Origin of the sequence: Tardiphaga sp. 172_B4_N1_3, from assembly GCF_052076035.1 — a bacterium.
Classification (GTDB): domain Bacteria; phylum Pseudomonadota; class Alphaproteobacteria; order Rhizobiales; family Xanthobacteraceae; genus Tardiphaga; species Tardiphaga robiniae.
This window is the reverse complement of the sequence record NZ_CP197238.1, coordinates 5,893,246-5,919,578: the sequence shown is the minus strand read 5'-3', so window position 1 is coordinate 5,919,578 and position 26,333 is coordinate 5,893,246. Positions and strand designations below refer to the sequence as shown.

Annotated in this window: 27 protein-coding genes and 1 pseudogene; 10 read left to right on the top strand and 18 right to left on the bottom strand. The window is 62.1% G+C overall.

Annotation, left to right across the window (positions count from 1 at the left end; genetic code table 11):
* The first annotated feature begins 138 nt into the window (after nucleotides 1-138).
* Nucleotides 139-504 (top strand): DUF1236 domain-containing protein, encoded by a 366-nt coding sequence (locus tag AB7783_RS27910; RefSeq protein ID WP_231078116.1) that lies wholly within the window; start codon nucleotides 139-141, stop codon nucleotides 502-504.
* Nucleotides 505-770: 266 nt separating this feature from the next.
* Here the strand turns inward: AB7783_RS27910 and AB7783_RS27905 are convergent, their stop codons facing one another.
* From AB7783_RS27905 to AB7783_RS27875, 7 genes are all read right to left on the bottom strand, one after another.
* Nucleotides 771-1,868, bottom strand: coding sequence for a hypothetical protein (locus tag AB7783_RS27905; RefSeq protein ID WP_441279408.1), 1,098 nt, complete (start codon nucleotides 1,866-1,868; stop codon nucleotides 771-773).
* A 269-nt stretch (nucleotides 1,869-2,137) separates the two neighbouring features.
* Nucleotides 2,138-4,228 carry a glycine--tRNA ligase subunit beta gene (glyS, locus tag AB7783_RS27900; RefSeq protein ID WP_441279407.1) on the bottom strand — a complete coding sequence of 697 codons (2,091 nt, stop codon included), beginning with the start codon at nucleotides 4,226-4,228 and terminating at the stop codon, nucleotides 2,138-2,140.
* A complete protein-coding gene (locus AB7783_RS27895; RefSeq protein WP_441279406.1) occupies nucleotides 4,228-5,160 on the bottom strand; it encodes a glycine--tRNA ligase subunit alpha in 933 nt (310 codons plus the stop codon). Before AB7783_RS27895 ends, glyS begins: the two co-directional genes overlap by 1 nt.
* 406 nt (nucleotides 5,161-5,566) lie before the next feature.
* Complete coding sequence (locus AB7783_RS27890; protein WP_089262464.1) at nucleotides 5,567-5,758, bottom strand: hypothetical protein; 192 nt, start codon at nucleotides 5,756-5,758, stop codon at nucleotides 5,567-5,569.
* Nucleotides 5,759-5,865: 107 nt separating this feature from the next.
* The gene (locus AB7783_RS27885) at nucleotides 5,866-6,750 is read right to left on the bottom strand and encodes a S49 family peptidase (RefSeq protein WP_441279405.1); all 885 of its coding nucleotides are present in this window, start codon (nucleotides 6,748-6,750) and stop codon (nucleotides 5,866-5,868) included.
* 234 nt (nucleotides 6,751-6,984) lie between these two features.
* Nucleotides 6,985-7,761, bottom strand: coding sequence for a tRNA1(Val) (adenine(37)-N6)-methyltransferase (locus AB7783_RS27880; RefSeq protein ID WP_441279404.1), 777 nt, complete (start codon nucleotides 7,759-7,761; stop codon nucleotides 6,985-6,987).
* A 4-nt stretch (nucleotides 7,762-7,765) separates the two neighbouring features.
* The gene (locus AB7783_RS27875) at nucleotides 7,766-7,993 is read right to left on the bottom strand and encodes a putative signal transducing protein (RefSeq protein ID WP_116661319.1); all 228 of its coding nucleotides are present in this window, start codon (nucleotides 7,991-7,993) and stop codon (nucleotides 7,766-7,768) included.
* A gap of 236 nt (nucleotides 7,994-8,229) precedes the next feature.
* Here AB7783_RS27875 and AB7783_RS27870 point away from each other — a divergent pair, with 236 nt between their 5' ends.
* On the top strand, nucleotides 8,230-9,240 hold the full coding sequence (locus tag AB7783_RS27870) for a polyprenyl synthetase family protein (RefSeq protein WP_441279403.1): 1,011 nt from the start codon (nucleotides 8,230-8,232) through the stop codon (nucleotides 9,238-9,240).
* A gap of 9 nt (nucleotides 9,241-9,249) precedes the next feature.
* Here AB7783_RS27870 and AB7783_RS27865 read toward each other — a convergent pair whose 3' ends face one another.
* On the bottom strand, nucleotides 9,250-10,251 hold the full coding sequence (locus AB7783_RS27865) for an NADP-dependent oxidoreductase (RefSeq protein ID WP_441279402.1): 1,002 nt from the start codon (nucleotides 10,249-10,251) through the stop codon (nucleotides 9,250-9,252).
* A 20-nt stretch (nucleotides 10,252-10,271) separates the two neighbouring features.
* Nucleotides 10,272-11,147 (bottom strand): alpha/beta fold hydrolase, encoded by an 876-nt coding sequence (locus AB7783_RS27860; protein ID WP_231078122.1) that lies wholly within the window; start codon nucleotides 11,145-11,147, stop codon nucleotides 10,272-10,274.
* Nucleotides 11,148-11,303: 156 nt separating this feature from the next.
* Between AB7783_RS27860 and AB7783_RS27855 the strand changes: the two genes are divergently transcribed.
* Both AB7783_RS27855 and AB7783_RS27850 read left to right on the top strand, forming a co-directional pair.
* Nucleotides 11,304-11,735 carry a winged helix-turn-helix transcriptional regulator gene (locus AB7783_RS27855; RefSeq protein WP_441279401.1) on the top strand — a complete coding sequence of 144 codons (432 nt, stop codon included), beginning with the start codon at nucleotides 11,304-11,306 and terminating at the stop codon, nucleotides 11,733-11,735.
* 3 nt (nucleotides 11,736-11,738) lie between these two features.
* A pseudogene (locus AB7783_RS27850) lies at nucleotides 11,739-11,846 on the top strand (polyprenyl synthetase family protein); the annotation flags it as partial.
* 19 nt (nucleotides 11,847-11,865) lie between these two features.
* Here AB7783_RS27850 and AB7783_RS27845 read toward each other — a convergent pair.
* A complete protein-coding gene (locus AB7783_RS27845; RefSeq protein WP_441279400.1) occupies nucleotides 11,866-12,756 on the bottom strand; it encodes an AraC family transcriptional regulator N-terminal domain-containing protein in 891 nt (296 codons plus the stop codon).
* Nucleotides 12,757-12,889: 133 nt separating this feature from the next.
* Between AB7783_RS27845 and AB7783_RS27840 the strand changes: the two genes are divergently transcribed.
* Nucleotides 12,890-13,645: an SDR family oxidoreductase gene (locus AB7783_RS27840; protein ID WP_441279399.1), complete on the top strand. Its 756-nt coding sequence runs from the start codon at nucleotides 12,890-12,892 to the stop codon at nucleotides 13,643-13,645.
* 69 nt (nucleotides 13,646-13,714) lie between these two features.
* On the opposite strand, the gene AB7783_RS27835 is transcribed toward AB7783_RS27840, so the two are convergent.
* Entirely contained in the window at nucleotides 13,715-14,560 is an 846-nt protein-coding gene (locus AB7783_RS27835) for an alpha/beta hydrolase (RefSeq protein ID WP_441279398.1), read from the bottom strand.
* A gap of 147 nt (nucleotides 14,561-14,707) precedes the next feature.
* On the opposite strand from AB7783_RS27835, the gene AB7783_RS27830 reads away from it, so the two are divergent.
* From AB7783_RS27830 to AB7783_RS27820, 3 genes are all read left to right on the top strand, one after another.
* Nucleotides 14,708-16,132 carry an amidase gene (locus AB7783_RS27830; RefSeq protein ID WP_441279397.1) on the top strand — a complete coding sequence of 475 codons (1,425 nt, stop codon included), beginning with the start codon at nucleotides 14,708-14,710 and terminating at the stop codon, nucleotides 16,130-16,132.
* Between the two features lie 361 nt (nucleotides 16,133-16,493).
* Nucleotides 16,494-17,729: an MFS transporter gene (locus AB7783_RS27825; protein WP_309948014.1), complete on the top strand. Its 1,236-nt coding sequence runs from the start codon at nucleotides 16,494-16,496 to the stop codon at nucleotides 17,727-17,729.
* Between the two features lie 30 nt (nucleotides 17,730-17,759).
* On the top strand, nucleotides 17,760-18,422 hold the full coding sequence (locus AB7783_RS27820; protein ID WP_441279396.1) for a sulfite oxidase-like oxidoreductase: 663 nt from the start codon (nucleotides 17,760-17,762) through the stop codon (nucleotides 18,420-18,422).
* Nucleotides 18,423-18,443: 21 nt separating this feature from the next.
* On the opposite strand, the gene AB7783_RS27815 is transcribed toward AB7783_RS27820, so the two are convergent.
* The 4 genes from AB7783_RS27815 to AB7783_RS27800 all read right to left on the bottom strand — a co-directional run bounded on the left by AB7783_RS27815 (nucleotide 18,444) and on the right by AB7783_RS27800 (nucleotide 21,179).
* Entirely contained in the window at nucleotides 18,444-19,010 is a 567-nt protein-coding gene (locus tag AB7783_RS27815; RefSeq protein WP_175368711.1) for a DUF2478 domain-containing protein, read from the bottom strand.
* A 148-nt stretch (nucleotides 19,011-19,158) separates the two neighbouring features.
* Nucleotides 19,159-19,533, bottom strand: a complete 375-nt coding sequence (locus tag AB7783_RS27810; RefSeq protein WP_441252181.1) for a winged helix-turn-helix domain-containing protein — start codon at nucleotides 19,531-19,533, stop codon at nucleotides 19,159-19,161.
* Nucleotides 19,534-19,824: 291 nt separating this feature from the next.
* The gene (wrbA, locus tag AB7783_RS27805; RefSeq protein WP_441252180.1) at nucleotides 19,825-20,424 is read right to left on the bottom strand and encodes an NAD(P)H:quinone oxidoreductase; all 600 of its coding nucleotides are present in this window, start codon (nucleotides 20,422-20,424) and stop codon (nucleotides 19,825-19,827) included.
* A gap of 56 nt (nucleotides 20,425-20,480) precedes the next feature.
* Nucleotides 20,481-21,179 (bottom strand): pirin family protein, encoded by a 699-nt coding sequence (locus tag AB7783_RS27800; protein WP_184513408.1) that lies wholly within the window; start codon nucleotides 21,177-21,179, stop codon nucleotides 20,481-20,483.
* Between the two features lie 107 nt (nucleotides 21,180-21,286).
* On the opposite strand from AB7783_RS27800, the gene AB7783_RS27795 reads away from it, so the two are divergent.
* On the top strand, nucleotides 21,287-22,213 hold the full coding sequence (locus AB7783_RS27795; protein WP_441252179.1) for a LysR family transcriptional regulator: 927 nt from the start codon (nucleotides 21,287-21,289) through the stop codon (nucleotides 22,211-22,213).
* Here AB7783_RS27795 and AB7783_RS27790 read toward each other — a convergent pair.
* The gene (locus AB7783_RS27790; protein ID WP_309947697.1) at nucleotides 22,210-23,310 is read right to left on the bottom strand and encodes a glycosyltransferase family 4 protein; all 1,101 of its coding nucleotides are present in this window, start codon (nucleotides 23,308-23,310) and stop codon (nucleotides 22,210-22,212) included. The genes AB7783_RS27795 and AB7783_RS27790 overlap by 4 nt on opposite strands.
* A 387-nt stretch (nucleotides 23,311-23,697) precedes the next feature.
* On the opposite strand from AB7783_RS27790, the gene AB7783_RS27785 reads away from it, so the two are divergent.
* Complete coding sequence (locus tag AB7783_RS27785; RefSeq protein WP_309947698.1) at nucleotides 23,698-24,666, top strand: ABC transporter substrate-binding protein; 969 nt, start codon at nucleotides 23,698-23,700, stop codon at nucleotides 24,664-24,666.
* On the opposite strand, the gene AB7783_RS27780 is transcribed toward AB7783_RS27785, so the two are convergent.
* Nucleotides 24,638-25,894: an MFS transporter gene (locus tag AB7783_RS27780; protein ID WP_441279395.1), complete on the bottom strand. Its 1,257-nt coding sequence runs from the start codon at nucleotides 25,892-25,894 to the stop codon at nucleotides 24,638-24,640. The two genes, AB7783_RS27785 and AB7783_RS27780, sit on opposite strands and share 29 nt — an antisense overlap.
* Nucleotides 25,891-26,259 (bottom strand): hypothetical protein, encoded by a 369-nt coding sequence (locus AB7783_RS27775; RefSeq protein WP_231078134.1) that lies wholly within the window; start codon nucleotides 26,257-26,259, stop codon nucleotides 25,891-25,893. The genes AB7783_RS27780 and AB7783_RS27775 overlap by 4 nt, the downstream gene beginning before the upstream one ends.
* Nucleotides 26,260-26,333 lie beyond the last annotated feature (74 nt).

Here is a 26,333-nt window from a genome sequence, read left to right as displayed (position 1 = left end):
CAAAAACCAGCAATTGCGCGTGGAAAATTCCGGAACGATCGCTGGCGGCATGCATTGGCCGACGGTGAATAAACCAAACCAGGCTGGATGGCACAGACCGGCGCGGCAAGCCGGACATCGTTCACGAAGGAGACGATCATGCGAAACAAACTTATTGCAGCAGCGGCCCTTGTCGGCGCGCTCGGCGCACCGCTGGCGGTGCAGGCTCAGGGCGTCACCGTCGGTGTATCCGGGGGCGATCGCGTCATCGTCGACAACAACGATCCCGATGGCATCACCGTGCAGGAGCGTCCGGCATTCCGTGAATATGTAGTGCGCGAACGCGTGCCGACCTTCACCGTGCCCGATCGCATCGTCGTCGGCACCACGCTGCCTGAAGCCGGCGTGACCTATTACGACGTGCCGCAGACGGTTGCGACGACGCCGTATCGCTACACGGTGGTGAATGGTCAGACGGTGCTGGTGGAGCCGCGCTCACGCCGCATCGTGCAGGTCGTCGACTAGCACGTCACGTTGAAAGAAGATTCGTTCGGGCGCCGCGAATGGCGACCGGGCGAAGAAGCCCCGCCCCGGTCATCCCCCACCGGGCGGGGCTTTTTTTGTTTGCGCATGACGCCACAAGCTCCGCCTCATGGTGAGGAGCGCGACTTCGCGCGTCTCGAACCATGAATGGGTGAGCGCCGGCGTTTGCAGCCATCCTTCGAGACGCGGCGAAGATGCCGCTCCTCAGGATGAGGACGGAGTGTTGCAGCACCTTCCTGTATCGACGCTTATCCGCTCTTCAGCAGCGACAGGATGTGATTGGTCGACTTGTAGCTCGCCACTGCATTGTCGCGGAAACTCGGCGTCCAGTTGGAGGCGGTCCGCTCCTCATCGCTCATCGCCGAATAGGTATTGAGAATGCCGAGGCTGAACTGGCTGGGATCGCCGCTCTTCTGGCTTGCCTGCAACGCCTCGAGAATGCTGGTGCGATTACGTGAATCGAGCACCTGCTTGGCGGCGAAACTCTCTTCCTTCGAGAACAGACCATCCTGATTGAGGGAGATCGCTGACAGCGAACGGTTGTCGACGGCGGAGAAATCCGCGAGCTGGCCGGTCTTGCGGCGGCTGTCATAAACGAGTTCGCCCTTGCCCGCCTCTTTCGCCGCCTTGGCCTGCGCATCCAGCGCCGCACGCACGCTCTTCGCAACGGTGGCGATGTCCTGCACGGGCGTCGTTGTATCGGGCTGCGCGAGATAGGCTGCTACGGGATCGTTGGCGATGCCTGATGGCGCCTTGGTCGGTGTCTGCTCGGTCGCCTGAATGCCCTTCAGCACGGCCTCGCGCTGCGCGGACCAGGCCGCCGAGGCTTTCTCTTCGCTGCCCGCGGCATCGAGATAATCCAGCGCCGCCTTGTAGATGCCGCTGAAATCGCCGGTCAGCTTGGCCGTCCCCGCGGCAGGCGCGAGCGCCCCATTGAAGCGATTGCCCAGTTCGGCCTGGGCGACCTTCTGCTCGTCGGCGGTGAAGGTGCCGCCATTGTTGGTGGCCATGGCGTAGAGCGAACGGCGATCCAGCGTCGAGAGATCGATGGTCAGCTTGCCGTCCTTGTCCAGCGGCCCCGTCGCTTTCGCGGCCACATATTGGGCCGCCAGCTTCGCCCTGAGATCCGTGACGACGGTCGCGATATCCTTGTCGGAGCCGGAGCTCGCCAGCTTCGCCCGCGCCGCCTCCGACAGCGTCAGATTGGTCGCCGCATCAGACGAAGACGATGCGCTCTCATTACTGTTGAGCGCATTGGCCAGCGACGGCTGGGCAGTGGCGGCGGCGCGCGCATAGGCGGAGCCGTAATTGGCATAGGGATTGAGGCCGGTATTGACCGAAGTCATGGGCGATCCTTGGGCAGTCCTGCCCGCGCTGGGAAGCGACGGTTAAGAAACCGTTACGGAACCGGACCATTTCAAGGGATGGTTAATGTAAGGTAAATGTTTCGGGAGATTGCTGGAAAATATCGCGTCAGCCGACGACTGCCGCGCCCTCGGTTCAATCTCCGTCATGCCCGGCCTCGTGCCGGGTATCCACGCCTCGGCGACAGAGAAAGACGTGGATGGCCGGGTCAAGCCCGGCCATGACGTGGGGAGAGGCCCGTGTGTAAGCCTTAGTCCTGGATCTTCGAGAAATCCGCCACCGCACGCGTCGCCGCACGGATCTCGTTCAGCAGCTTCAGACGATTTTCGCGGACCGCCGCGTCGTCGTCATTGACCTTCACCTTGTCGAAGAACGCATCCACCGCCGGCCGCAGCTTCGCCATAGCGGTCATCGCGCCGGCGAAGTCTTCCTTGGCCACGGCATCGCTCGCTTCCGGACCGACTTCGGCAATCGCTCTGGCCAATGCCTTTTCTTCATCGAGCTTGAACAACGCAGCATCCGGCGCGCCGTCGAACTTGCGCTTGTCCTTCTTCTCCTCGATCGCGAGAATGTTGTTGGCGCGCTTGGTGCCGGCCAGCAGGTTCTTGCCATCGTCGCTGTCGAGAAACTTGCCGAGCGCTTCGACGCGGCGGACCACCATCAGAAGATCGTCCTGACCGCCGAGCGCGAACACCGCATCCACGAGATCGTGACGCGCACCTTGGTCACGGAGCTGGCCTTTGAGGCGGTCGGCGAAGAAGGCGAGCAGGTCGGCCGGTTTGCTCTCGTCATAGCCGGTCATCGTCGATGCATGAGACAACGCGACAGACTTCAGCTTGAGGCGCAGATTGTTTTCGATGATCAGACGGATCACACCGAGCGCCGCACGACGCAATGCGAACGGGTCCTTCGATCCCGTCGGCTTTTCGTCGATCGCCCAGAAACCCACCAGCGTATCGAATTTGTCGGCCAGCGCCACGGCGACACTGACAAGATCACTCGGCACGCGATCGGTCGGTCCCTGCGGCTTGTAGTGATCCTCGGAAGCGGCAGCGACAGCGGCGTCTTCGCCTTGCGCCAGCGCGTAATACTTGCCCATCAGGCCCTGCAACTCTGGAAACTCGCCGACCACTTCGGTGAGCAGATCGGTCTTTGCGAGTTGCGCCGCGCGCTTGGTCTTCGTGGCATCGGCGCCGACCAGCGGGGCGATCTCGGCAGCGAGCTTTTCAATGCGCGCGATACGCGCGGCCTGTGTGCCGAGCTTCTCGTGAAACACAATCTGCTCGAACTTCGGCAGTCGCGATTCCAGCTTCGTCTTCAGGTCCGTCTCGTAGAAGAACTTCGCATCCGACAGGCGCGCGCGGATGACGCGCTCGTTGCCGGCGATGATCGCGGTGCCACCGTCACTGGCTTCGATATTGGCTGTTATGACGAACTTGTTGGTCAGCTTGCCCGTCTTGGGATCCCGGACCACAAAACATTTCTGATTGGCGCGAATGGTGGCGCGGATCACCTCGTCCGGGATCGACAGGAAGTCCTTGTCGAACGAGCCCATCAGCACGACCGGCCATTCGACCAGGCCCGCGACTTCGTCGAGCAGCGCGGGATCTTCGACCAGCTCAAAGCCCTGCGCGAACGTCAGCTGCCGCGCATCGGCCAGAATGATCTCCTTGCGACGCTCGGGATCGAGCACGACCTTGGCGGCCTGCAGCTTCGACACGTAGTCGTCGAAACGGCGCACCTGGATGGCATCGGGCGCGAGGAAGCGATGGCCGTAGGTGGTCTGACCGACGCTGACGCCGCTGAGGTCGAACTGCACCACTTCCGGTTCTTCGGTCTCGATTCCGAAGGTCGCGACGATGGAATGCAGCGGACGCACCCAGGTCAGCGCGCTGGATTTCGCGGAAGCCGCACCCCAGCGCATCTGCTTCGGCCACGGGAAGGTGCGGATGATAATCGGGAGGATCTCGGCCAGCACATCGACCGTCGGCTTGCCCGGCTTCTCGGTGAGCGCGATGTAGAAATCGCCCTTCGGATCGCGCTGGATCTTGGCCTCATCCAACGAGGCAAGGCCGGTCGCTTTCAGAAAACCCTGGATCGCAGCTTCGGCACCGCCGACGCGTGGTCCCTTGCGTTCCTGCTTGAGGTCGGATTGGCGCGCGGGAATGCCATGCACCGTGAGCGTCAGACGACGCGGCGTCGCGAAGGCCTTGGCGCCTTCATAGACGAGACCTTCGGCAACCAGTCGGTCGGTCACCATGCGGCGCAGGTCTTCCGCCGCCTTGGCCTGCATGCGAGCGGGGATTTCTTCGGAGAACAATTCGAGGAGCAAATCAGGCATCAGGCAGCACTTCCGGCTTCGGTATGCACCCACGCTTCGCCGCAGGCCTTGGCCAACTCGCGGACGCGCATGATGTAGCTCTGGCGTTCTGTGACCGAGATCACGCCGCGCGCATCGAGCAGATTGAAAACATGGCTGGCCTTGATGCACTGGTCATAGGCCGGCAGCGCCATCAGATGTTCTTCGCGCTTGTCGCCCTTCCAGCCGGCGTCGAGATACTTTTTGCAGGCGGCTTCGGCCATCTTGAACTGCTCGAACAGCATCACGGTGTCGGCATGTTCGAAATTGTGCCGGGAATATTCCTGCTCGGCCTGCAGGAAGACGTCGCCATAGGTCACCTTGTCGGCGCCGTCGCGGCCGTTGAAGTTGAGATCGTAGACGCGGTCGACGCCCTGCACATACATCGCGAGGCGTTCGAGACCGTAAGTGAGTTCGCCCGCCACCGGCGCGCATTCGACGCCCGCGACCTGCTGGAAGTAAGTGAACTGGCTGACTTCCATGCCATCGCACCAGCATTCCCAGCCGAGACCCCAGGCACCCAGTGTCGGGCTCTCCCAGTCGTCCTCGACGAAGCGCACGTCATGCAAGGCGGTGTCGATACCGATGGCCTTGAGGGACTGGAGATACAGATCCTGCAGGTTCGCCGGCGACGGCTTCATGATCACCTGGAACTGATAATAATGCTGCAGCCGGTTCGGGTTCTCACCGTAACGGCCATCCTTCGGCCGGCGCGACGGCTGCACATAGGCGGCCTTCCAGGGCTTCGGCCCCAGCGCGCGCAAGGTCGTCGCGGGATGGAAGGTGCCGGCGCCCATTTCCATGTCGTAGGGCTGCAGGATCACGCAGCCCTGCTCGGCCCAAAACCGCTGCAGAGCGAGAATGAAGCCCTGGAACGAACGTTCCGGGCGCATGTGCGGAGGCAGGGAGTCCATGGTGGTTTCTGGGCCGTTTTTCCGGGGATTCGCCAAGGGGATCAAGGCGGATCAAAGCGCGCGGACCGTATCGGCGCGGCCTTGCGGAATCAAGGCAATGCGGCCCGATTTGGCGGTAACCGACGGGTAACCGCGCCGGCACATCGCCTGATCAGCAGGGTTAGTCGTTAAGTCCGGCGCACTATCCTGAATGGCATCGGTGGGAACGAACCCGGTCGTCGGGACTTGCCCCATTGAACGGTCCGGCAACGACGGTTGCACGGACCGGAGACCTCCAAGTCTTAAGTTGTCCAAATGTCCAGGGCCGAGGGACCTCCAAGCCTGAAAGCCCAACTTTGTCGCCGGTCTCGAGGACGTGCCCCGTCCTCAGGCCGGCGCAAATGTTTTGGGGGCCTGTTTGCGGCTCCTAGCCCGGCCGATACGCGCCCGTGACGGGATCGCGGCGCAGGGTTGGGACTTCCGTGGTCCCGCTGCGTTCGGCCACCCGCGCCTGGCGGGCTTCTTCCAGTTCATGATTGATCCGCTTGGCGGTTCTGTAGGCCCAGCGGACAACGGCTGCGCTCCCGAGCGCGCCTGCAAGTGCGACCAGCGGCGGCATCTGTCGATTCCTGTCGTTCATCTCAAGCCCCCTGCAATAGTCTCGCGCAACCGCCGGATTCCTGCAATTAGCTTTTAAGCCACCAAATGCCGCGCAATACCGTCCTGCTAAAAGCCGTATTTGGACCACAGCGCGCGAGTCTCCAGCGCCGAGATCAGCTGCTCCGGTAATCCCGAAAATCCGTCGAGCGAGAGCTGCGAGCCCGCGCCGGATTTGCGGCCGAGCAGACCCGACAACATGCCGGATGGCTGCGCGATCACCGGCATCTGCACCTTGTCGCCATAGCGCGCACGCAGCACCGAGCGCAGATCGCCGATGGCATCGCTGAGGCCGAGCGCGATGGATTTTTCACCGGCCCAGTATTCTCCGGAGAACAGCACATCCTCGGCGCCCTTCAGCCGGGCACCGCGGCTCTCCTTCACGAGATTGATGAAGATGGCGTGGATTTCGCGCTGAAGCGATTTCAGCCGCGCCACATCATCGGCATCTTCCGGCAGGAACGGATCGAGCATCGCCTTGTGCTCACCCGCCGTATAGAGACGCCGCTCGACACCGATCTTCTTGATCAATTCCTGAAAACCGAAGGTGCCGCCGACCACACCGATCGAGCCGACGATCGACGACGGATCGACAAAGATTTCATCGCCCGCACAGGCGATCATGTAACCGCCGGATGCGGCGACATCCTCGACGAACACGAACACCGGTAGTTTCTTCTCCGCCGCGAGCTGGCGGATGCGCAGATAGATCTGCCGCGACTGCACCGGCGAGCCGCCCGGCGAATTGATCACCAGCGCAACAGCCTTCGCATTCTTGATCGCAAATGCCTTGTCCAGCAGCCTTGCCACGCCTGCGAGCGACAATCCCGGACGCAGCGGCGTGACGGCGCCGATCGTGCCGGACAGACGCACCACCGGCACGACTGCAGATGCGCGACGGAAACGCGCAGGCAGCAGCCTTGTGATCGCCGTTTTTAAATTGGATTCGCTCATTCAAATTTCCTCGACATTAACCAACTCTTATCACGCTGCTGTCATTGAACCGAGAGACGCTTTCAGCGTTTGAAAACCATAACAGGCCTTTACGCCGCAGCGGGAGAAGACATGAAAATCTATCTGCTCATGCTGATCATCGGTACGCTGCTTACGGCGATCCACTTCACGTCGGCGCCGCAGAAACGTTCCGAAACAGCTCCTCAATAAACAACACGCTGACTGCGGCATCGCCTAGAGCGATGCCCGAAGCGACGACCACGGCAGAACCGCCTGCCCGGCCAGCACGCGCTGGATATGGAGATCAGGCGCGCCATCCGCATCCCGCAGCGAGATGCCGGGCTCAATTGCCGCAGGCGCGCGGCCACCCTTCACAGCACGCACCAACACCCTGATCGCCGGCGCCTCCGCATCGCCATGCACCGGCATGATGGCGACGCTGCCGAAGCCGCGACCCAGCGCCGCCAGCACACCGGCCAATCCGTCCGCCCGCCAGATCAATGTCAGCACGCCGCCGGATTTCAGCACGCGGCGCGCCGCGTGAATCCATGTCTGCAGCGTGTCCTCCGTCGCGACATGGGCGATCTCGCGCGATTTGTTCGGCGAGGCGCGATGGCGCGCGGGATCGTTGAAGGGCGGATTCATCAGTACCGCGTCGGCGCTGTCTTGCGGCAGACCTGCGGCAGCGAACAGCTCCGCGCTCGCGGCGATATCGAGCGTCACGACATCCGCCGCAATACAGTTTGCCGCAGCGTTTTCCCTCGCCAGTTCAGCCAGTTGCGGGTCGATCTCAACCAGTGTCAGGGATAGGCCGGGCACCCGCTTGGCGAGTGCCAGACCGGCCGTCCCCACGCCCGATCCGAAATCGACGACCTTGTGACCGGCTTGCGCCGAGGTTGCAGCAGCCAGCAGGATCGCGTCATGGCCGGCGCGATGGCCGGATTTCGGCTGCCGCAGCCGCAATTGGCCACCCAGGAAGCCGTCCTCCGTGGTCACGATCGCGTCAGCCATAGGCTTAATCCTGCACCCGCAGCTCGTGGGCCAGCCCGGCATCCGTCAGCACACGGCGCGCCTGCAGGTCATCGTCCTCATGCACCAGGATCCGGCGCGGAATGATGCCCAGCGATCCCTCGATCACGCTCATATTCTGGTCCAGCACCAGATGGTGGATATTCGCGCCGTCGAGCAGCGCGCCCACCGCCGAGACCAGCACCACATCGTTCGTCCGCATGATTTCGCGCAATTGGAGGTCGCTCCCTGCCAGTAACCGGGTGTGTATCTATGGGGAAGTCAAGGTTCCGATGCCCTTGCCGCGCCGCTGCGCAGTTTCTATTGTGCGGCCCGATATCGGTCGACGGCAATTCAGCAGATGGGGACACCTGTTTTCAACGTGAATTCGCCCTATTTGAATATAAGCGCTGCCAGTGCCTGCCTTTTTCATGGCCCGACGAAGCGCCCTTGTAATTCGGAGAGCCCAGCGTGGCGGTGATTGTTCCCTTCGAGAGTCACGCGACAGCGTCGATCGACCAGTTGGTCAGCCTTGTCGCCTCTGACATGGAGCGCGTCAATGCGACGATCCTGTCGCGGACCGGCTCGGAAGTCACCATGATCCCCGAGGTCGCCAACCACCTGATCTCGTCGGGCGGCAAGCGGCTGCGCCCGATGCTGACGCTCGCGATGGCCAATCTCACCGGCTACGCCGGCGACGGCCATATCAAGCTCGCGGCCTCCGTCGAATTCATGCACACAGCGACGCTGTTGCATGACGACGTGGTCGACCAGAGCGAACTGCGCCGTGGCAAACTGTCCGCGCGTATGCTGTGGGGCAACGAAGCCAGCGTTCTCGTCGGCGACTTCCTGCTCGGCCAGGCCTTCCGCATGATGGTTGAAGTCGGCTCGCTGCGCGCGCTCGATATTCTTTCCTCGGCAGCCGCCACCATTGCGGAGGGCGAAGTGATGCAGCTCGCCGCCGCCAAGAACACCGCCACCACCGAAGACGAATATCTCGCCGTCATCCGCGGCAAGACGGCCGAACTGTTTGCCGCCGCCTGCGAAGTCGGCCCGGTGATCGCCAACCGCCCGAAGGCCGAACAGACCGCGTGCCGTTCGGTCGGCATGAATCTCGGCATCGCCTTCCAGCTCATCGATGACGTGCTCGATTACGGCGGCAAGGCTGCCAAGCTCGGCAAGAATGTCGGCGACGATTTCCGTGAGGGCAAGATCACCCTGCCCGTGGTGCTCGCCTTCCGCCGCGGCAACGACGCCGAGCGCGAATTCTGGATCAAGGCGCTGGAGCGCGGCGAGATCGGCGAAGGCGACCTCGATCACGCCATCGGCCTGATGACCAAGCACCGCGCGCTGGAAGACACGATCAACCGCGCCCAGCATTACGGCGCCATGGCCGTCGATGCGCTGGCGCTGTTTCCGTCGTCACCGATGAAGACCGCACTGGAGCAGGTCGTGGCGTTCTGTCTGGCACGGACGCACTAAGGCCAGACCTCACTGCACCGCGATGACCACCTTGCCCTTCGCGCGGCCGGTCTCGACATAGGCCAGTGCATCCCCGGTGTTCTCGAACGGGAACACCTTATCGACGACCGGCCGGATCACGCCGGCTTCGATCAGGGACGTAATCTCGCTCAACTGCTGCCCCTGCGCGCGCATAAACAGGAATGAATAGCGTACACCGAGGCCCTTAGTCTTTTTTCGGACCCCTCGGCTCAGCAGGCGCATGACCAGTTTCAGGAACAGGTTCAGACCGGATTCCTTGGCGAAAGCCGGATCGGGCGGACCGGAAATGGAAATGAGCTGGCCGCCCGGCTTGAGCACACCCAGAGATTTATCGAGCGTCTTTGGATCCTGACTATTCAGCACAAGATCGTAGCCCGAGAGGACCTTCTCGAAGTCCTGCGTGTTGTAGTCGATGACCACATCCGCCCCGAGACTTTTGACCAGTTCGGCATTCTTTACACTGGTTGTCGTCGCAACTGTAGCGCCGAGATGCTTGGCGAGCTGGATTGCAAAAGTCCCGACACCACCGGAGCCGGCCTGAATGAAGACCTTCTGGCCGGGCTTCACCTTGCCCACTTCGACCAGCGCCTGCCACGCCGTTAGCCCCACCAGCGGGATGGATGCCGCTTCCGTCATGCTGAGATTTTTCGGCTTCAGCGCCACGTCAGCTTCATTGATGGCGATGAATTCGGCGAATGTACCGACCCGATGATCGCGCGGCCGCGCATAGACTTCGTCGCCCACCTTGAACCGGCTGGCCCTGGATCCTGTCCTGACAACCGTTCCGGCGACGTCGTGACCCAGGATAAAAGGCGGACGATAGGGAAGAATAAGCTTGAACTCTCCATCCCGGAGCTTGGAATCCAGCAGGTTCACAGCTGTGGCGTGAACCCGGACCAGAACATCAGTGTCCTGCACTTCCGGTTCGGGCACGTTGGCCAGGCGCAGAGCGCCCTTCTTTTTGTACTTATCAACGACGAATGCCTTCATGGGCTTTCTCCAATCTCAAGTTAGCAGCGGCGCCAATCGCTCAGGAAGGAAAGAGCCTTCGGCACGAAATCAGCGTGGTACTGGAATATCCCGCCATGCCCGGCGTCTTCGTAGATCACCAGTTGCGCTCCGGGGATGCGTTCGGCCAAGTCGGTGCTGTTCACAGTCGGGACCATGATATCGTTGTCGCCATTCGCGATCAGGACGGGGATCTTGATACGGCCGAGATCCTGAGGCGCCTGTCGGCCCCAGGCTTTGATTGCCTTGAGTTGCCGCAGGAAGGCGCCAGGAGTGGGGCCCTTGTCCCTGTCCGCCTTGCGTTCCTTCAACCGCTTCAGAAAGGCCTTCGCGGCCTGGCGACCATTGGCCGTAGATGTGAAAAACAGATACAATTTCGGGTCGCGTAGCGTCAGCAGACCCTTGATCATGAGCGGCCAGGACACCGCTCCGACCTTATCGATACCTTTGCCGCCCGCAGGACCGGTGCCAGTCAGGATGAGCTTTCGCACAAGACCGGGAGCCTTGAGCGCAACATCCTGCGCCACAAATCCGCCGAGGGAAAAACCGAGCAGATCGACCTTCTCGAAACCCAGCGCCCGGATCAGCGCAATCGCGTCGCGCGCCATTTCGTCGATAGTCACAGGTGCTGTTCCGCCCGACGCACCGATGCCGCGATAGTTGGTCGCGATCACGCGGTGTTTGCTGGCGAGGCCGTCAACGATCCGCGGGTCGAAATTGTCCAGCACCGCTCCCCAATGATTGAGGAGAACGAGCGGCACGCCGCCCCGGGGGCCTAGATCTCGATAGGCGAAGGCAGTTCCTCCGACGTTGATGGAGAGATTGGGCGCCTCAACGTAGCGCACACCAGATCCGACGTTGCCAGGAGCACTCGTCATTGTTTGCTCCATTGCCGCAGCACCTGTGCTGTCGCCAACCCGACACGGCTGCGCTCTCCTGTACTCATCGCTTCTGCCTTCATTTTATCGTGGAACATCCTTGGAGACGGTGTTACTATCGAATTAATAGTAAGTCACTACTAAAAAGATATCGACATGAAGAATCTTTCGGACCAGCCGTGCCTGATTGCCCGAAGCCTTGCGGTAGTGGGGGACGCATGGAGCATGCTGATCATGCGCGACGCCCATGCGGGGCTGACCCGCTTCGATGATTTCCGCAAAGGCCTCGGTATCGCGCCAACGATGCTGACGGGGCGTCTTTCAGCCCTGACCGACGAAGGGCTGCTGGAGAAACGTCGCTATTCCGAGCGTCCGCCACGGGACGAATATGTGCTGACGGAAGCTGGCCGCGACTTTCTGCCGGTGCTGTTTGCGATCGGCGCGTGGGGACGCAAGCATCGCGGCGGGGGCGAGGTCACCCGGTTCTTCGACGCCGAGACCGGAACGGAGATCGATCCCGTTACCATCGACCGCGAGACCGGCGCTCCGGTCGGAACACGTCCCATTCGCGTCGCCGCAATCGAATGAGCGGCGCGGCATTCCGGCGCCATGGCCGTCAATGCGCTCGCGCTGTTTCCGTCGCCGATGAAGACCCCGCTGGAGCAGGTCGTCGCTTTCTGTTTGGCGCGTACGCACTAGAAAATCGTGACGCTCCCGATCACGCGACGGCGCGTGCTTTCTCCCGCGCCGATTCGATGTCGCGCACCGGCGGTGCACCGAACATGCGACCATATTCCCGGGTGAATTGCGGCACGCTCTCATAACCGACGGCGAAGGCCGCAGTGCTGGCACTCGCGCCTTCCCACAGCATCAGCCGCCGCGCCTCGATCAGGCGCAACTGCTTCTGGAACTGCAGCGGCGTGAGTGAGGTCACCGTGCGAAAATGCTGGTGGAATGACGACGGGCTCATGCCCGCAACATCTGCAAGACGCTCGACTAGCACCGGCCGTGCGAAATCGGCGCGCAACACCGCGACCGCGCGCGCGACACGCTGCGCGTGGCTGTCCGGCCAGCCAAGCCGTCGGATCGCCGGCCCGTGGCGACCGGCCAGCAGCCAGTAATGCATCTCCCGCACCAGCTGAGCGCGCAGCACCGGCAATGACGCCGGACGATCGAGCAAGCGCATCAGCCGCAACGCCGCGTCCGCAACTTCGGCATCGGTGGGCTCGACCCGGACACGCGCGAGATCGGCGCTTGGCTCCGCTTTCATCTCGACAACCAGTTCGGCGATCACGGCCAGATCAAGTTCGAACACCAGCGAGAGATAGGGCGCGGCAATGCTCGCCCGTGTGATTTGACTGACGATCGGAACATCGGCCGTGATGATCAGCGAATCCCCGGCGGCGAAGACAAAACTCTCCGTGCCCATGGTGACATGCTTGGTGCCCTGCACGACGAGGCAGACGAGCGGCTGGAAGATCGCGTGAACAATGTCGCTGGGCGTGGTCGCGCGCACGGCAGCAAGGCCGAGGATCGGCGTGGTCGCGATGCCGGCACTATCAGCATGGGTCTCTGTGTAACGGCGAACGGCATTGAGAAGCGTGGTCATGAGGCTCAGCCTACATCATCGTAAATGCGCCAGCACATGATTTTGGAGGATTAGGCAAGGAACGTCGAGCTTCGGGCAACTAGCCCTGGTTCGTCGGGGCGATATCGGAATGGTCACACCACAGGAGCTGACCATGACCAAGATTACCCTCGTTACCGGCGCCAGCCGCGGTCTCGGCCGCAATACCGCTCTCAACATCGCCCGTTACGGCGGCGATGTCGTCCTCACCTATCAAAGCCGCAGCGAAGACGCACAGGCTGTCGTCTCCGAAATCCAGCGCATGGGCCGCAAGGCGGTGGCGCTGCAACTCGACACCGGCAAGATTGCCGGCTTCGCCGACTTTGCTGGTCGTCTGCGAACAGCACTGCGCGAAACCTGGTCGCGCGAAACGTTCGACCATCTCGTGAACAATGCCGGACACGGGGATTATGCACTGATCGCCGATACCACCGAGGCGCAGTTCGATGGGCTGGTGAATGTCCATTTCAAAGGCGTGTTCTTCCTGACGCAGACACTGCTGCCACTGATCGCGGACGGCGGTCGCATCGTGAACCTGTCGTCCGGACTGACCCGCATGTGCCTCCCGGGCTACGCCGCTTATGCCGCCATGAAAGGCGCCGTCGAGGTGATGACCATGTATATGGCGAAGGAACTGGGCAGCCGCCGGATCACCGTGAACACGGTCGCGCCCGGCGCAATCGAAACCGATTTCGGCGGCGGTGCCGTGCGTGACAATCCAGACATCAACAAGACGATCGCCGGCATGACCGCCCTTGGCCGCGTCGGCCTGCCCGACGATATCGGACCGATGATCGCGAGCCTGCTGTCGGAGGATAATCGCTGGGTGAACGCACAGCGGATCGAGGTATCGGGCGGACAGGGGCTGTAGACAAAACAATCCCGGCGCTGACGAGCGGCGCCGGGATGCGTCTCACATATTCAAATTGCTGGTCTGATTCTAGATCCGCGCGACCAATTCCTTGATCAGCGTCGTGATCCGCCCCGTCGGCGATTCCAGTTCTTTCATGATCGAGAAGTGATCTGCGCCCGGGATCTCCTCATAGCTCACCGGCAGACCGTGCTTTGCCCGGTGCACGGCGAGGTCCGCGGTCTGCTGGCGTAGGATCGGCAATTCGCCGCCGCCGACCACCAGCGCGAGAGGCTTGTTCGGGCCGCCATCCTGCAGCAGCGGCGACTGGCGCTTCGACATCGCTTCGTCGAGCTTGAGCTTCTCGTTGAGATAGGACGCGCGGATCGGCTCGAGATCGTAGATGCCGGAAATGGCGACACCGCCCTTCACCTTCGGATGCGACAATGTCGTCGAGGTGAGATGACCGCCGGCGGACCAGCCGGACACCACGATGCGGTTCGGATCGCCGCCGAGCGCCGGAAGCTTCTCAACCAGCGCATCGACGCCGGCATGCATCTCGGCCACGATCTCCTCCAGCGTCGCGTCCGGCGCCAGCGTGTAACCAATCGCAGCGACGTTGATACCGTGGGCGATGGGACCTGCAGCGAAGCAGGTGAAGAAGTCCTTCGAGCGCATCTGCCAGTAGCCGCCATGGATCAGCAGCAGTGTCGGCCCGCCGTCGGCGGCCTTGATGAAATCGAACCTGTTGCGCTCGCGTGGACCGTAGGCAACGTCGAGATGCGCAGGGTACTTCGCCTTCATCGCGTCAGAGCGCTGGCCCCATCCGGCGGCGATGTCGGCGCTGCCCGCAACGGCGGTCGAGTTGTTCAGACCGGCATCGAGCTGCTCGCGCGTCATCGCGCGCCAGTTGGAATCGCCGAAAGGCTTACTCATGGTTGCATCCCTGCATTGTGTGAGGCGACTTGGGTTAAGGAGATTTGGCCTGCGAGTCCCATTTATCCAGAAAATGGTCTACACGGCTACGTCGGGATCGACATCCCAAGCATACGAATTGCTCTGCATCCGAAATTGGAGACGTGCGTGGCCTCTCAGCAAGATCTCATCAAAGCAACGGCCTGCGCCGTGGTCGATCAACTCAATGCCGGAACGGTAACGCCGCTCGACCTGCTGGACGCGCTGGAAGCCCGCATCAAGGACGTCGATGGCCAGGTCAACGCGCTGCCGATCCTGTGTTTCGATCGCGCCCGCGATCACGCGAAGGAATTGATGAAGAAGCCACTCGGCGAACGCGGCATCCTTGCCGGCCTGCCGGTGCCGATCAAGGATCTCACCGCCGTCGCCGGCGTGCGCACCACACAGGGATCGCCGATCTACAAGGACGTTGTGCCAACCAAGTCCAACGTGCTGGTCGAACGCCTCGAAGAAAACGGCGGCGTGATCTATGCGAAATCCAACACGCCTGAATTCGGCGCGGGCGCCAATACGTTCAACGAAGTGTTCGGCGCGACGCTGAATCCGTGGGACCTGTCGAAGTCGGCCGCCGGCTCGTCCGGCGGCGCCGCGGCAGCACTTGCCAGCGGCACGGCGTGGATTGCCCATGGCTCCGACATGGGTGGCTCGTTGCGTAATCCCGCCAGCTTCTGCGGCATCGTCGGCCTGCGTCCGAGCGTTGGTCGCGTGGCCTCCACACCTTCCGTGGCCCTCGCCCGGATGGTGAGCGTGCAGGGCCCGATGGCCCGCACCGTGGAAGACCTCGCGCTGATGCTCGACGCCATGAGCGGCGAACATCCTGCCGATCTGATCTCGCTGCCGAAACTGCCGACCTCGTTCCGCTCCGCCGTGCGCGCCGGCACCGAGCCGAAGCGGATCGCCTATTCGCCGGATCTCGGCATCACCCCGGTCGATCCCGAAGTGGTCGCCATCACCCGCAAGGCAGCGATGGCATTCGCCGACGCCGGCGTGATCGTCGAGGAAGCACATCCCGACCTGCGCGAAGCCCACGAATGCTTCCACGTGCTGCGCGCCTATGACTTCGCGATCTCGAAGCTCCAGCTGCTCCGCGACAAGCGCGATCAGCTGAAGCCGGAAGTAATCTGGAATATCGAGCAAGGCCTAAAGCTCACGGTCGATGACCTGGCGAAGGCGGAAGCGCAGCGTGTCACGCTGGCGGCGCGCGCCTACGAGTTCTTCCAGACCTACGACCTGCTGCTATGCCCGGCGACCATCACGCCGCCGTTCCCCATCGAGCAGCGCTATCTCGCCGAATGCAACGGCACCAAATTCGATAACTACGTGCAGTGGCTCGGCATCGTCTATGCGATCACCCTGACCTGCTGCCCGGCGCTGTCGATGCCTTGCGGCTTCACCTCAAAGGGTCTGCCGGTCGGTCTGCAGGTCGTCGGCCCGCCGCGCGGCGAAGCCTCACTGCTCGCCGGCGCACGCGTGCTGGAAGATATTTTGGGCCTGCGCGACTCCACGCCGATCGATCCGCGCCCGGCGAAGTAACGAAACTCCGCCCTCATACTCGCTCGTCCTGGCTGGCCCTGTGCCGGCCAGGACGAAGCCTTTGGGCAGGGCCGCCCGGAGTACCGCTACCCTTCATAGACTTTTGTCTAAGCCACATTGTCGCATGTCGAGGCTAGTCATGTGCGGCCGCAGCCGGGATGCGGGCATCGCCTGACAGAACGATCCTGCCAGCAGCAATGCATTCCGCGGCATTGGCTTTTCGTGCCGAGCGTGGCAACGGGACATTTCATTTCACGGAATACGAGGGTTCTACGTGGCAGATTCATTCGCACCGCCGGCGGACGGCAAACTCCATTTCGACGACGCCAAGAAACGCATCAAGGCGATCTTCATCGGCTCGATGGGCAATCTCGTCGAATGGTACGACTTCTACGCCTACACCGCCTTCGCCCTGTATTTCGCGCCGGCCTTCTTCCCGAACTCCGACCCCGTCGTTCAGCAGCTCAATGCGGCCGTGCTGTTTGCCGCCACCTTCCTGATGCGGCCACTCGGCGGCTGGCTGTTCGGCTATCTCGCCGACACCTATGGCCGTCGTATATCGCTGACGATCTCGGTCCTGTGCATGTGCTTCGGCTCGCTGATCATCGCCTGCACGCCTACCTATGCCACCATCGGCATCGCGGCACCGATCCTGCTTGCGCTCGCCCGCATCATCGAAGGCCTCAGCCTCGGCGGCGAATACGGCGCCAGCGCCACCTATCTCTCGGAAGTTGCCGATCCCAAGCATCGCGGTTTCTATTCGAGCTTCCAGTACGTCACCCTGATCGGCGGCCAGCTGACCGCGATCATCGTTCTCCTGCTGCTGCAGAAGGTATTCCTCACCGAGCAGGAGCTAAAGGACTGGGGCTGGCGCATTCCGTTCGTGATCGGCGCAGGCCTTGCGGTCTTCACCGCCGTGATGCGTCGCGACATGCACGAGACTGACCAGTTCGTTGAAGCGAAGAAGCAGGCCAAGCCAATGGGTTCGCTGCGCGCGCTGATGGCCTATCCGCGCGAATTGCTGCTGGTTGTCGGCCTCACCGCCGGCGGCACCGCAGCGTTCTATACCTTCACCACCTACATGCAGACCTTCGTCAAGCTCTCGGTCGGCCTCACCGCGGACCAGACCACCACGGTGATCTTCGGCACGCTGATATTCGCCTGCCTGCTGCAGCCGATCTATGGCGCGATCTCCGACCGCATCGGCCGCAAGCCGCTGCTGATTTTCTTCGGCGTTGCTGGCACGCTGGCGACTGTTCCGATCCTGACAGCGTTGCAGGCCACCAAGTCGCCATTCATGGCGTTCCTGCTGATCTGCGGCGCCTGGGTGTTCGTGGCCGGCTATACCTCGATCAACGCGGTGGTGAAGGCCGAACTGTTCCCGACCAATATCCGTGCGCTGGGCGTCGGCGTGCCCTATGCGCTGACGGTGTCAATCTTCGGCGGTACGGCGCCTGCGATCGCGCTGTACTTCAAGCAGATCGGTCATGAACAGTGGTTCTACTATTATCTGTCGGGCATGATCTTCCTGTCGCTGCTGATTTACGCCACCATGCGCGACACCAAGCACAAGTCGGCGATGCACCGTCACGAGTGACGGTCAACGTCTAGCCAAGGAGCGTCAGCCATGATCGAGGATCACACCCCGCCGGAATCCAAGCTGACGCAGACCAAACAGCGCTGGGCGCGCGAAGGCCGGTTTCTCACCGGCAAGATTGCGCGCCCGGACGACCAGCGGCTCCCGCCCGGCCAGCATCTGACCCAGGATTGGCCGGTACTGGATCTGGGCATCACGCCAAACATCCCTCGCGAGCGCTGGCGGCTCGATGTCTACGGCGCCGTCGAGACGCCGCTGTTCTGGGATTTCGGCCAGTTCAGCGCGCAGCCGCAATCGACCTTCATCTCAGACATCCATTGCGTCACCACCTGGTCGCGTTACGACAACCAGTGGGAAGGTCTTTCGACCCGTGCGCTGCTGGATGCGTGCCAGCCGAAGCCCGAGGCGCGCTTTGTGGTGCTGGAATCCCATGACGGCTACACCACCAACCTGTCGCTGGAAGATTTCGCTGCCGAAGACGCACTGCTGGCGCATTCGTGGCAGGGCTCCCCGATCGAGCGCGATCATGGCGGCCCGGTGCGGGTGATCGTGCCGCATCTATATTTTTGGAAGAGCGCCAAGTGGCTGCAGCGCATCCAGTTCGTCGGCGACGACAAGCCCGGCTATTGGGAAGTCCGCGGTTATCACAACCGCGGCGATCCGTGGCAGGAGCAGCGATATTCGGACGATTGATAGAGACGCGTTGATGGAATTCTATTTCAGCACTTCGCAAACGCTGCGATGGTCCTGACGTATCAGTCCCTCGGTGCGGCAAGAGACTTTTGCCCACCAGCCATCGAGCGACTCGCGATCGCAATGCAGCTTCACGCTCATGCCATCGGCAAATGCAATCCATTCGGCAAAGCGATGCGACGGCACGGCGATCACCACGGGGATATCGCTAGAGAGCGCGCGCTCGATCAGATAAGCGAGCCCCTTGCCCTCGCGCTCCTGCTTGCCGAACCGGTTGATGATGACGAGATCGGCGCCCTCGTCGATGGCGTCGGCGACCTGCGTGCCGGCATCGAGCAATTGTCCGACATCGAGCTTGCAGCCCTTGGCGCCGGGACCGAGATCCTGAAACAAGCGCACGTGCGCACCGGTGTGCAGCATGACCGCAGTCAGCTTCGGCACGTCGAATTCGCGATGCCCGAGTTGCACCAATCCGACGGCGCGAACGCCCTGCTTGCTCAAATCCGCCGCGAAGGTGTGCAACACTGCGTCGGGATCCTGATCCTTGTCATAGACAAGTGCAGCCAGATCGCATTGGGCGTCGAACATTGCGAAGTTCCAGTTTAAACCACGGCGCGCCACGAGCGACCAAGGCGGATCAATCCTATTCCAGAATAGAGCCATTCGAAAGCGCGATCGGGCTGACCGTCACGATATATTTATCCGGATACAACGGTGATACCGCCGGCTGGATCGGTTAGAACCTGCGCTTCTTGCCGATATCGCCCTTCAGCGCCAGCAGCTCCTTGCGCGCGGCGGTGGCCGCAGCGCTTTCGATGCCACGATAGCGCTTGATGAGCGTCAAGCCGAATGGCGTGAGGAGAGCTCCGCCCCCATTCTTACCACCCGTCTGGCGCTCGACGGCAGGCTGCCCGCAAATCCGATTGAGTTCATCGACCAGATCCCAGGCGCGCTTGTAGGACATCGCCATGGCGCGGCCAGCAGCCGAAATCGAACCGGTGGCATGAATATGTTCGAGAAGCTGAATCTTGCCCGGTCCGATCCGTCCCTCGGGATCGAGGTCGATGCGGATACTGAGGGCTGGCGCGGGCGGGCTGGCTGGCTTGGACATCGCCGAAGTCTACGTCCCCAAACGCAACCTTGCCAGTCCAACAATCAAGGAACGTTTCAGTGTTGGCGGCATTCGGGGCAAACCACTTCGCCCCTGGTCACATGCGCGATGCCGCGGCAAACCCACCGCCTAGCCATCGCATGTAGCGGCCGCCGTGCCAGCTGATAAATGAAATACACGTCGAGCATGATGAAATCGAATCCGTTTGTTCCAGCATAGATAAGGCGGCGCTCTGCAATCAGAACGCCGCCTTTCTCTTGTCAGCCATCTCTTTTTAGTTAGCCACGCAGCTTAGCCGTGAAGTTTCTTGGCCGTCTCGGCGATGACCTTGCCCTGATAACGGGCACCGGCCAGTTCGTTGGCCGAAGGCTGGCGGCTGCCGTCGCCACCGGTCAGGGTGGTGGCACCATAGGGCGAGCCGCCGGTGACTTCATCGAGCTTCATCTGGCCCTGGAAGCCGTAATTGAGGCCGACGATGGTCATGCCGAAATGCAGCAGGTTGGTGATGATCGAGAACAGCGTGGTTTCCTGGCCACCGTGCTGGGTCGCGGTCGCGGTGAAGGCACCGCCGACCTTGCCATGCAGCGCGCCCTTCATCCACAGGCCACCGGCCTGATCGAGGAAGTTGGCCATCTGCGAGGACATGCGGCCGAAGCGGGTGCCGGTGCCGACGATGATCGCGTCGTAATTGGCGAGATCGTCGATGATCGCGATCGGGGCAGCCTGGTCCATCTTGTAGTAGGACGCCTTGGCGACCTCGGCAGGCACCAGTTCAGGCACGCGCTTGATATCGACAGTGGCGCCGGCTTCGCGGGCGCCTTCGGCAACGGCATTGGCCATCGCTTCGATATGGCCGTAAGCGGAATAATACAGAACGAGTACTTTGGTCATGGTCAGTCTCCGTTGGATTGGGATGAATAGGTCGGGTTGATGATTGGTGGGCGCCGTCAGGCCGCGTCCACCAGAACGAGTTCGGAATCTTCCAGCGCGGTGATCGTGACGTTGGCTTCATCACGGATGGCGACGCCGTCGCGGGCATTGACGCGAATGCCATTGATCTCAATCGCGCCGGCTGCCGGCACGAGGTAGCCATTGCGCGAGCTACCCAGCGGATATTGCGCGGTCTCACCGGCCTTCAGCGTCGTTGCCAGCACGCGGGCGTCAGCCCGGATAGGCAGTGCCCCGGCGTCGTCCTTGAAGCCGCTGGCAATGGTGACGAACTGGCCGGAGCGATCGGCCTTCGGGAACGGCTTGGCGCCCCAGCAAGGCTGGCCGCCCGTTTGTGTGGGCTCGATCCAGATCTGGAAGATCCGCGTGGTCGATGCCTCCAGATTGTATTCGGAGTGCCGGATGCCCGAGCCCGCACTCATCACCTGAACGTCGCCGGCCTCGGTGCGGCCCGTGTTGCCCAGACTGTCCTGATGCGTGATCGCGCCCTCGCGGACATAGGTGATGATTTCCATGTTGGAATGCGGATGCGCGGGGAAGCCGGTGTTCGGCGCGATCTCGTCGTCGTTCCAGACACGCAAGCTGCCGTGGCCCATATTCTCGGGGTCGTAGTGGCTGCCGAATGAGAAGTGATGCTTAGCCTTGAGCCAGCCGTGGTCGGCACCGCCGAGTTTGTCGAAAGGTCTGAGGTCGATCATGACGAAATCTCCGTCGTTTGATGCATTTGCATCCTGGGCATCTGGATATGCCCGCGCAGATGGCGCATAAATAGAAATGATGGAAACTCATCGTTTCGGATTTTGAGATGCCAAAACTTCCCGACTTCGAGGCGCTGGCGATTTTCGCCAAGGTGGTCGAACTGCGGTCCTTTGCGGCGGCGGCGACCGAGCTGACCCTGTCCAAGGCCACCGTCTCCAAGGCGGTCGGTCGGCTCGAGGATCGCTTGGGCGCACGGCTGTTCAACCGGACCTCACGGCGGCTGGCGCTGACCGACTCCGGCAAGACGCTGGCGGTGAAGGCCGCGCAATTGCTGGCGGACGGCGAAGCGCTCGAGAACGAGGCGCTGGCGCAGTCGGCGACACCGCGCGGGCTGGTACGGCTGGCCGTGCCGATGACCTACGGCACCAATACGGTGGCGCATCTGCTGCCGGAGTTCCTCGCCAAATATCCGGAAGTCTCCATCGACCTCAGCCTCAGCGACGCCACCGTCGATCTGATCGGCGAAGGTTTCGATGCTGCAATCCGCATCGCCACGCTGCCGGACTCATCGCTGATCGCGCGGCGGCTCTGCCCGGTGAAGCGCCACATCGTGGCGGCACCGTCCTATTTTGCGAAATACGGCCGGCCGACGCACCCCATGCATCTCGCCGACCACAAATGCTTTGGCTACACCTATCTCTCGACCCCCGGCGTCTGGCACTTCACCAATGCGGCCGGCGAACAGGCCAGCGTTCGGCCGGCGGGGCCGCTCCGCGTCAACAATGGCGAGGCGCTGCTGCCTGCGCTGATCGCCGGATTGGGGATCAGCGACTTGCCGGATTTCATCGTCGGTGATGCATTGGCGAGCGGCGCGCTGGAAGCCGTGTTGCAGGACTGGTCGCAATCGTCGAGCGGTGTCTACCTCGTCACGCCACCGGGCGGTCCCCGCCCTGCCCGTGTCGAAGTGCTGCTGGAATTTCTTGCTGACAAACTCGCTGCCACCGGCAAGCGCGCACGCAAGACATCAGGCTAGCTCGCCTTCATCATCAGCCCATAGATGCCGAAATACTGGTCGCGCATATTGGCGATATCGAATTCGGTGACGAAATCCTTCGCCGTCCTTGCGATCTTCGCAGCAAGCTCAGGCTGCGCCGCAAGCGCCGCGATCTTGTCGGCGAGATCCTCGGCGGATCCGACCTTGAATTTGATACCGTTCGAGCCATCCACCAGCAGTTCGGCCGGGCCATCGACATCCGCGGCGATGACAGGCAGGCCGACCGCCATGGCTTCGAGCAGCACCAGTCCGAAACCTTCGAAACGCGATGGCAGGACGAAGATATCGGCCTCGTCCAGCGGACGGCACACATCGGTGCGCCCACACAGAAAGCGAATACGATCGGCGACATTTTCGGCGATCGCCTGTGCCTTCAAACTCAGGAGGGTCGACTCGTCGCCCGCTGGCGGGCTGCCGACAAAATCGCAGCGAATGTCGAGCCCGCGTGCCGCGCAGAGACTGACCGCCTTGATCAGGATGTCCTGCCCCTTCTGCTTGGGATAGATGCGGGCGACATTGATCAGCCGCAGCGGCGAGCCGAAGCGACGTTGCCGCGCCACTCTATCGAATGTCGCGAGCGGGATGCCGTTATGCACCTTGAACAGGCGCTTCAGTTTGACAGCTTCACATTCACGCTCGACCGCAGCAGAGATCGCGATGTTCCAATCGACGAACCGCTGATGCAGCCGAAGCTTCACGCGGTCCCACCCGTTGACGAGGCCGGTATTGTGAATCGTGTAGCCGACGCTCATCGGACGATACAGTTTACTCAACATGGCGAAGTGCTTGGCGCCGCTGTCATGCGCATGGATGATACGAATATCGTGACGGCGGATGATGTTGAGTAAACTTAGAATGACACGTGGATTGCGGTTCCCGGGTGGACGCTTGAGGAAGTAGACCGGATGACCTGTCGCTGAGAGCTCGGCAGCAAGGTCGGGATGGAAAAAGTCGTTGATGACAACGAAAACCTGCGGAATGTCCTCTCCCGGCGTGCAACTGGCAGCGAAATTGATCAGCAGTCGCTCGGACCCGCCCACGGTCAGCGACGAAATCAATTGAAGCACACAACCCACTTTGAAATGCTCCCGGCCCGAATGCCGGGCGACTTCCAAATCCGTCGCGCTCCAAACGGCCCGATTGCGAAATAGCGCCAGGGTTTTTGTCTGTTCGGAGTAATCCATTCCCTATTTCGGCTGACGCTCGTGGCTATTCTGCGGCGCACCAAATGCGCCGCGGAAGGGAATTCTGGCGGAAAGGCGGCAGAGTTGGGCGGGAATACGCACGCAGGTTGACGGTGGGCCCAAACACATCAGATTTTCTGAAAGCGCAAAACTTCCACGCCATTTCCAGCAACGCTACATTCGTTGCTTTCGCTCGATGATATTCAGTCAGCCATTTCATTGACTGAATCCGTGTCGGACGTAGCTTTGATGCTCGCCATTGCATCAGAGAAAGTGACCATGACCACCGCCTCCCCTACACGCCGTTTGCTATCAACGCTCATCGCCACAGCCTTCAGCGCAACGCTCGCCACCTCCGCTTTCGCGGCAGACCAGATCACGCTGCGCGTCGGCGACCAGAAGGGCGGCAACCGCTCGCTGCTGGAGATCTCCGGCTTGGCGAAGGACTTGCCCTACAAGATCCAGTGGTCGGAATTCCCTGCGGCGGCGCCGATCCTCGAAGCCATCAATGCCGGCGCACTCGATGTCGGTTACACCGGCGACCTCTCGTTCCTCACGGTCTATGCCAACGGCGCACCGATCAAGGCGATCGGCGGCACACGCTCCAATGCGGACACACAGGCGATCCTGGTGCGCAACGATTCACCGATCAAGACCGCTGCCGACCTCAAGGGCAAGCGCCTCGCAGGCACACGCGGCGGCTGGGGCCAGTTCCTGATTGAGGCGACGCTGGAGAAAGCCGGTTACAAGACCAGCGACGCAACTTTCGCGCCGCTCGGTCCCGTCGATGCCAAGATTGCACTTCTCGCCGGTTCGATCGACGGCTGGGCCGTGTGGGAGCCGTACATCTCCTATGCCGTGCTCAAGGACAATGCGCGGGTGGTTGCCGATGGCACGGGCCTGACCCCGACCCTGACCTTTATCGTCGCTTCCGAACAGGCGATTGCCACCAAGCGCGAGGCCGTCGCCGACCTGTTGCAGCGGCTCAACAAGGCCCGCACCTGGTCGCGCGAGCATGTCAATGAATATGCCAAAAACACCGCCGAATTGACAAAGCTGCCGGAAGACGTGCTGGCGCGCGCCTACAAGGCGCAGGACACACGGCCGATCGCCATTGACGATGGCGTGGTGAAGGAGTTCCAGGAAGCCTCCGACCGCGCCACGCGCTACGGAATCCTGTCGAAGCAGGTCGATGCCAGCAAGGCCGTCGACCGCAGCTTCACGCAGGCTGCGCCGGCGTCGAACTAGCGGGCGGTTGCGCAGCGAGAATGCGCATCGTGGCGATCGCCGCGATCAGCGACAACACTGTAGCGACGCTGAACAGCGTCCCATAGCCGAGCAGATCGGCAATGCGGCCCGACAGCATCGAGCCGATGAAATAGATGATCAGTTGGGCACAGGCCAGAATCGTGAAGTCGGTGCCCGGCTGATCCTTCGATGCCGCCGCCATAAACAGGCTGTAGAGCGCAACGATCTCCATGTAGCGGATCAAGGTCTGGAATCCGGCCGCGCCGAAAATCGGCCAGATGCCGGTCACGACACCCAGCGCATGCGCCGTGAACAGCGCAAAGCAGATGGTGCGGAGAATGCCCAGCAGACCCAGCGTCCAGCCGGTGCCGCAGCGTTGCAACAGCCATGCTGCGCCAGCGGCACCCGCGAGGCCCGCCGTCGTCGCGGCGCCGCCGGAAAGATAACCGATCTGTTTGAGCGGCACCCCGGCATCGACGAGGTAGCTGCCCTCCATCGCCTTCACGAGGCCTTCGCTCATCCGGTAGATCAGCGCGATCCAGAGAATGTTGCGCACCTCGCGGCGGCGCAGGAAGGCCATCACCGAAGGCCGCGGCTTCGACGGATCGATCTGGTCGGCTTCGTCCTCGCGCATGGCGAAGGCGGCAAACAGCGGGATCAGCGAGAAGCCGGCGATGGTCAGCAGCATACCGGTCCAGCCGATCTGCGCATACAGCACCAGCCCGAGCGTGCCTCCGATCACGACACCAAACGCGACCGAGCCGCCCTGGATAGCATTGCCGATGGCGCGATCCTCCGGCGCGAGATATTTCGCGGCGTAGCCATCGGTGGCGATGTCCTGTGTCGAGATCAGCAATGAGCCGAACAGGCCCACCGTGATGATGCCCCAGATATTGGTTGCGCCAAGCGGGATCAGACACAGCAGGCTAATAATCACGCCGGTCTGGGTCACGATCACCCAGCCGGCACGATGCGCGCGCGCGAAGGGACGGATGCGATCGACGATGGGCGCCCAGAAGAACTTCAGCAACAGCGGCAGGAACCAGAGACTGAGATAGCCGATCTCGCTGCGCGACACGCCGGCCTCGCGCATGATCGGTGGCAAAGCCGCTGCGAACAGATAAGACGGGATCGCCTGTGCCAGATACAGCCCGCCCAGCACGACGAACAGCCGCTTGCGTCCCATGACGGTGACCGGCGCAGATGCGTTAAGCTCCGCGGTGCTCATGCGAGGCCGCGATGTTCGGCGAGAAAGGCGCGCGCGGCGATCTCGTCCTCGAGCGCCACCAGCGGCATCGGCCAGAGCTTCCGAAACGTCTCTTCCATCTTCTTGTTGGCGCCCGGGCGTACAATCGCCACGGCACGGCAGCGCGCGGAGATATGGCCGCGCGTCGCCTTGAACCACAGCGCCTGCTCCCGCTCGCCGGCGACGGACAGTTTCCCGCCGCCCCCGAACACGGTCAGAAGTTCGAATGGCGCATCATGCTCGCCGACCCGGGCCAACGCGGCCAGATAATCGCGCTCGTCCGTCTCCGCGTAAGGCGGCAGGAACCGTAGCGTCAGCAGGCTCCCATCAATCTCCAGATCCACCATGATGGCAATTAAAACTCCCTGGGAAGTGGCCTTGGAAGGTTTGTCTCGTTTGAGCGTGATCTGATCCGAAAACC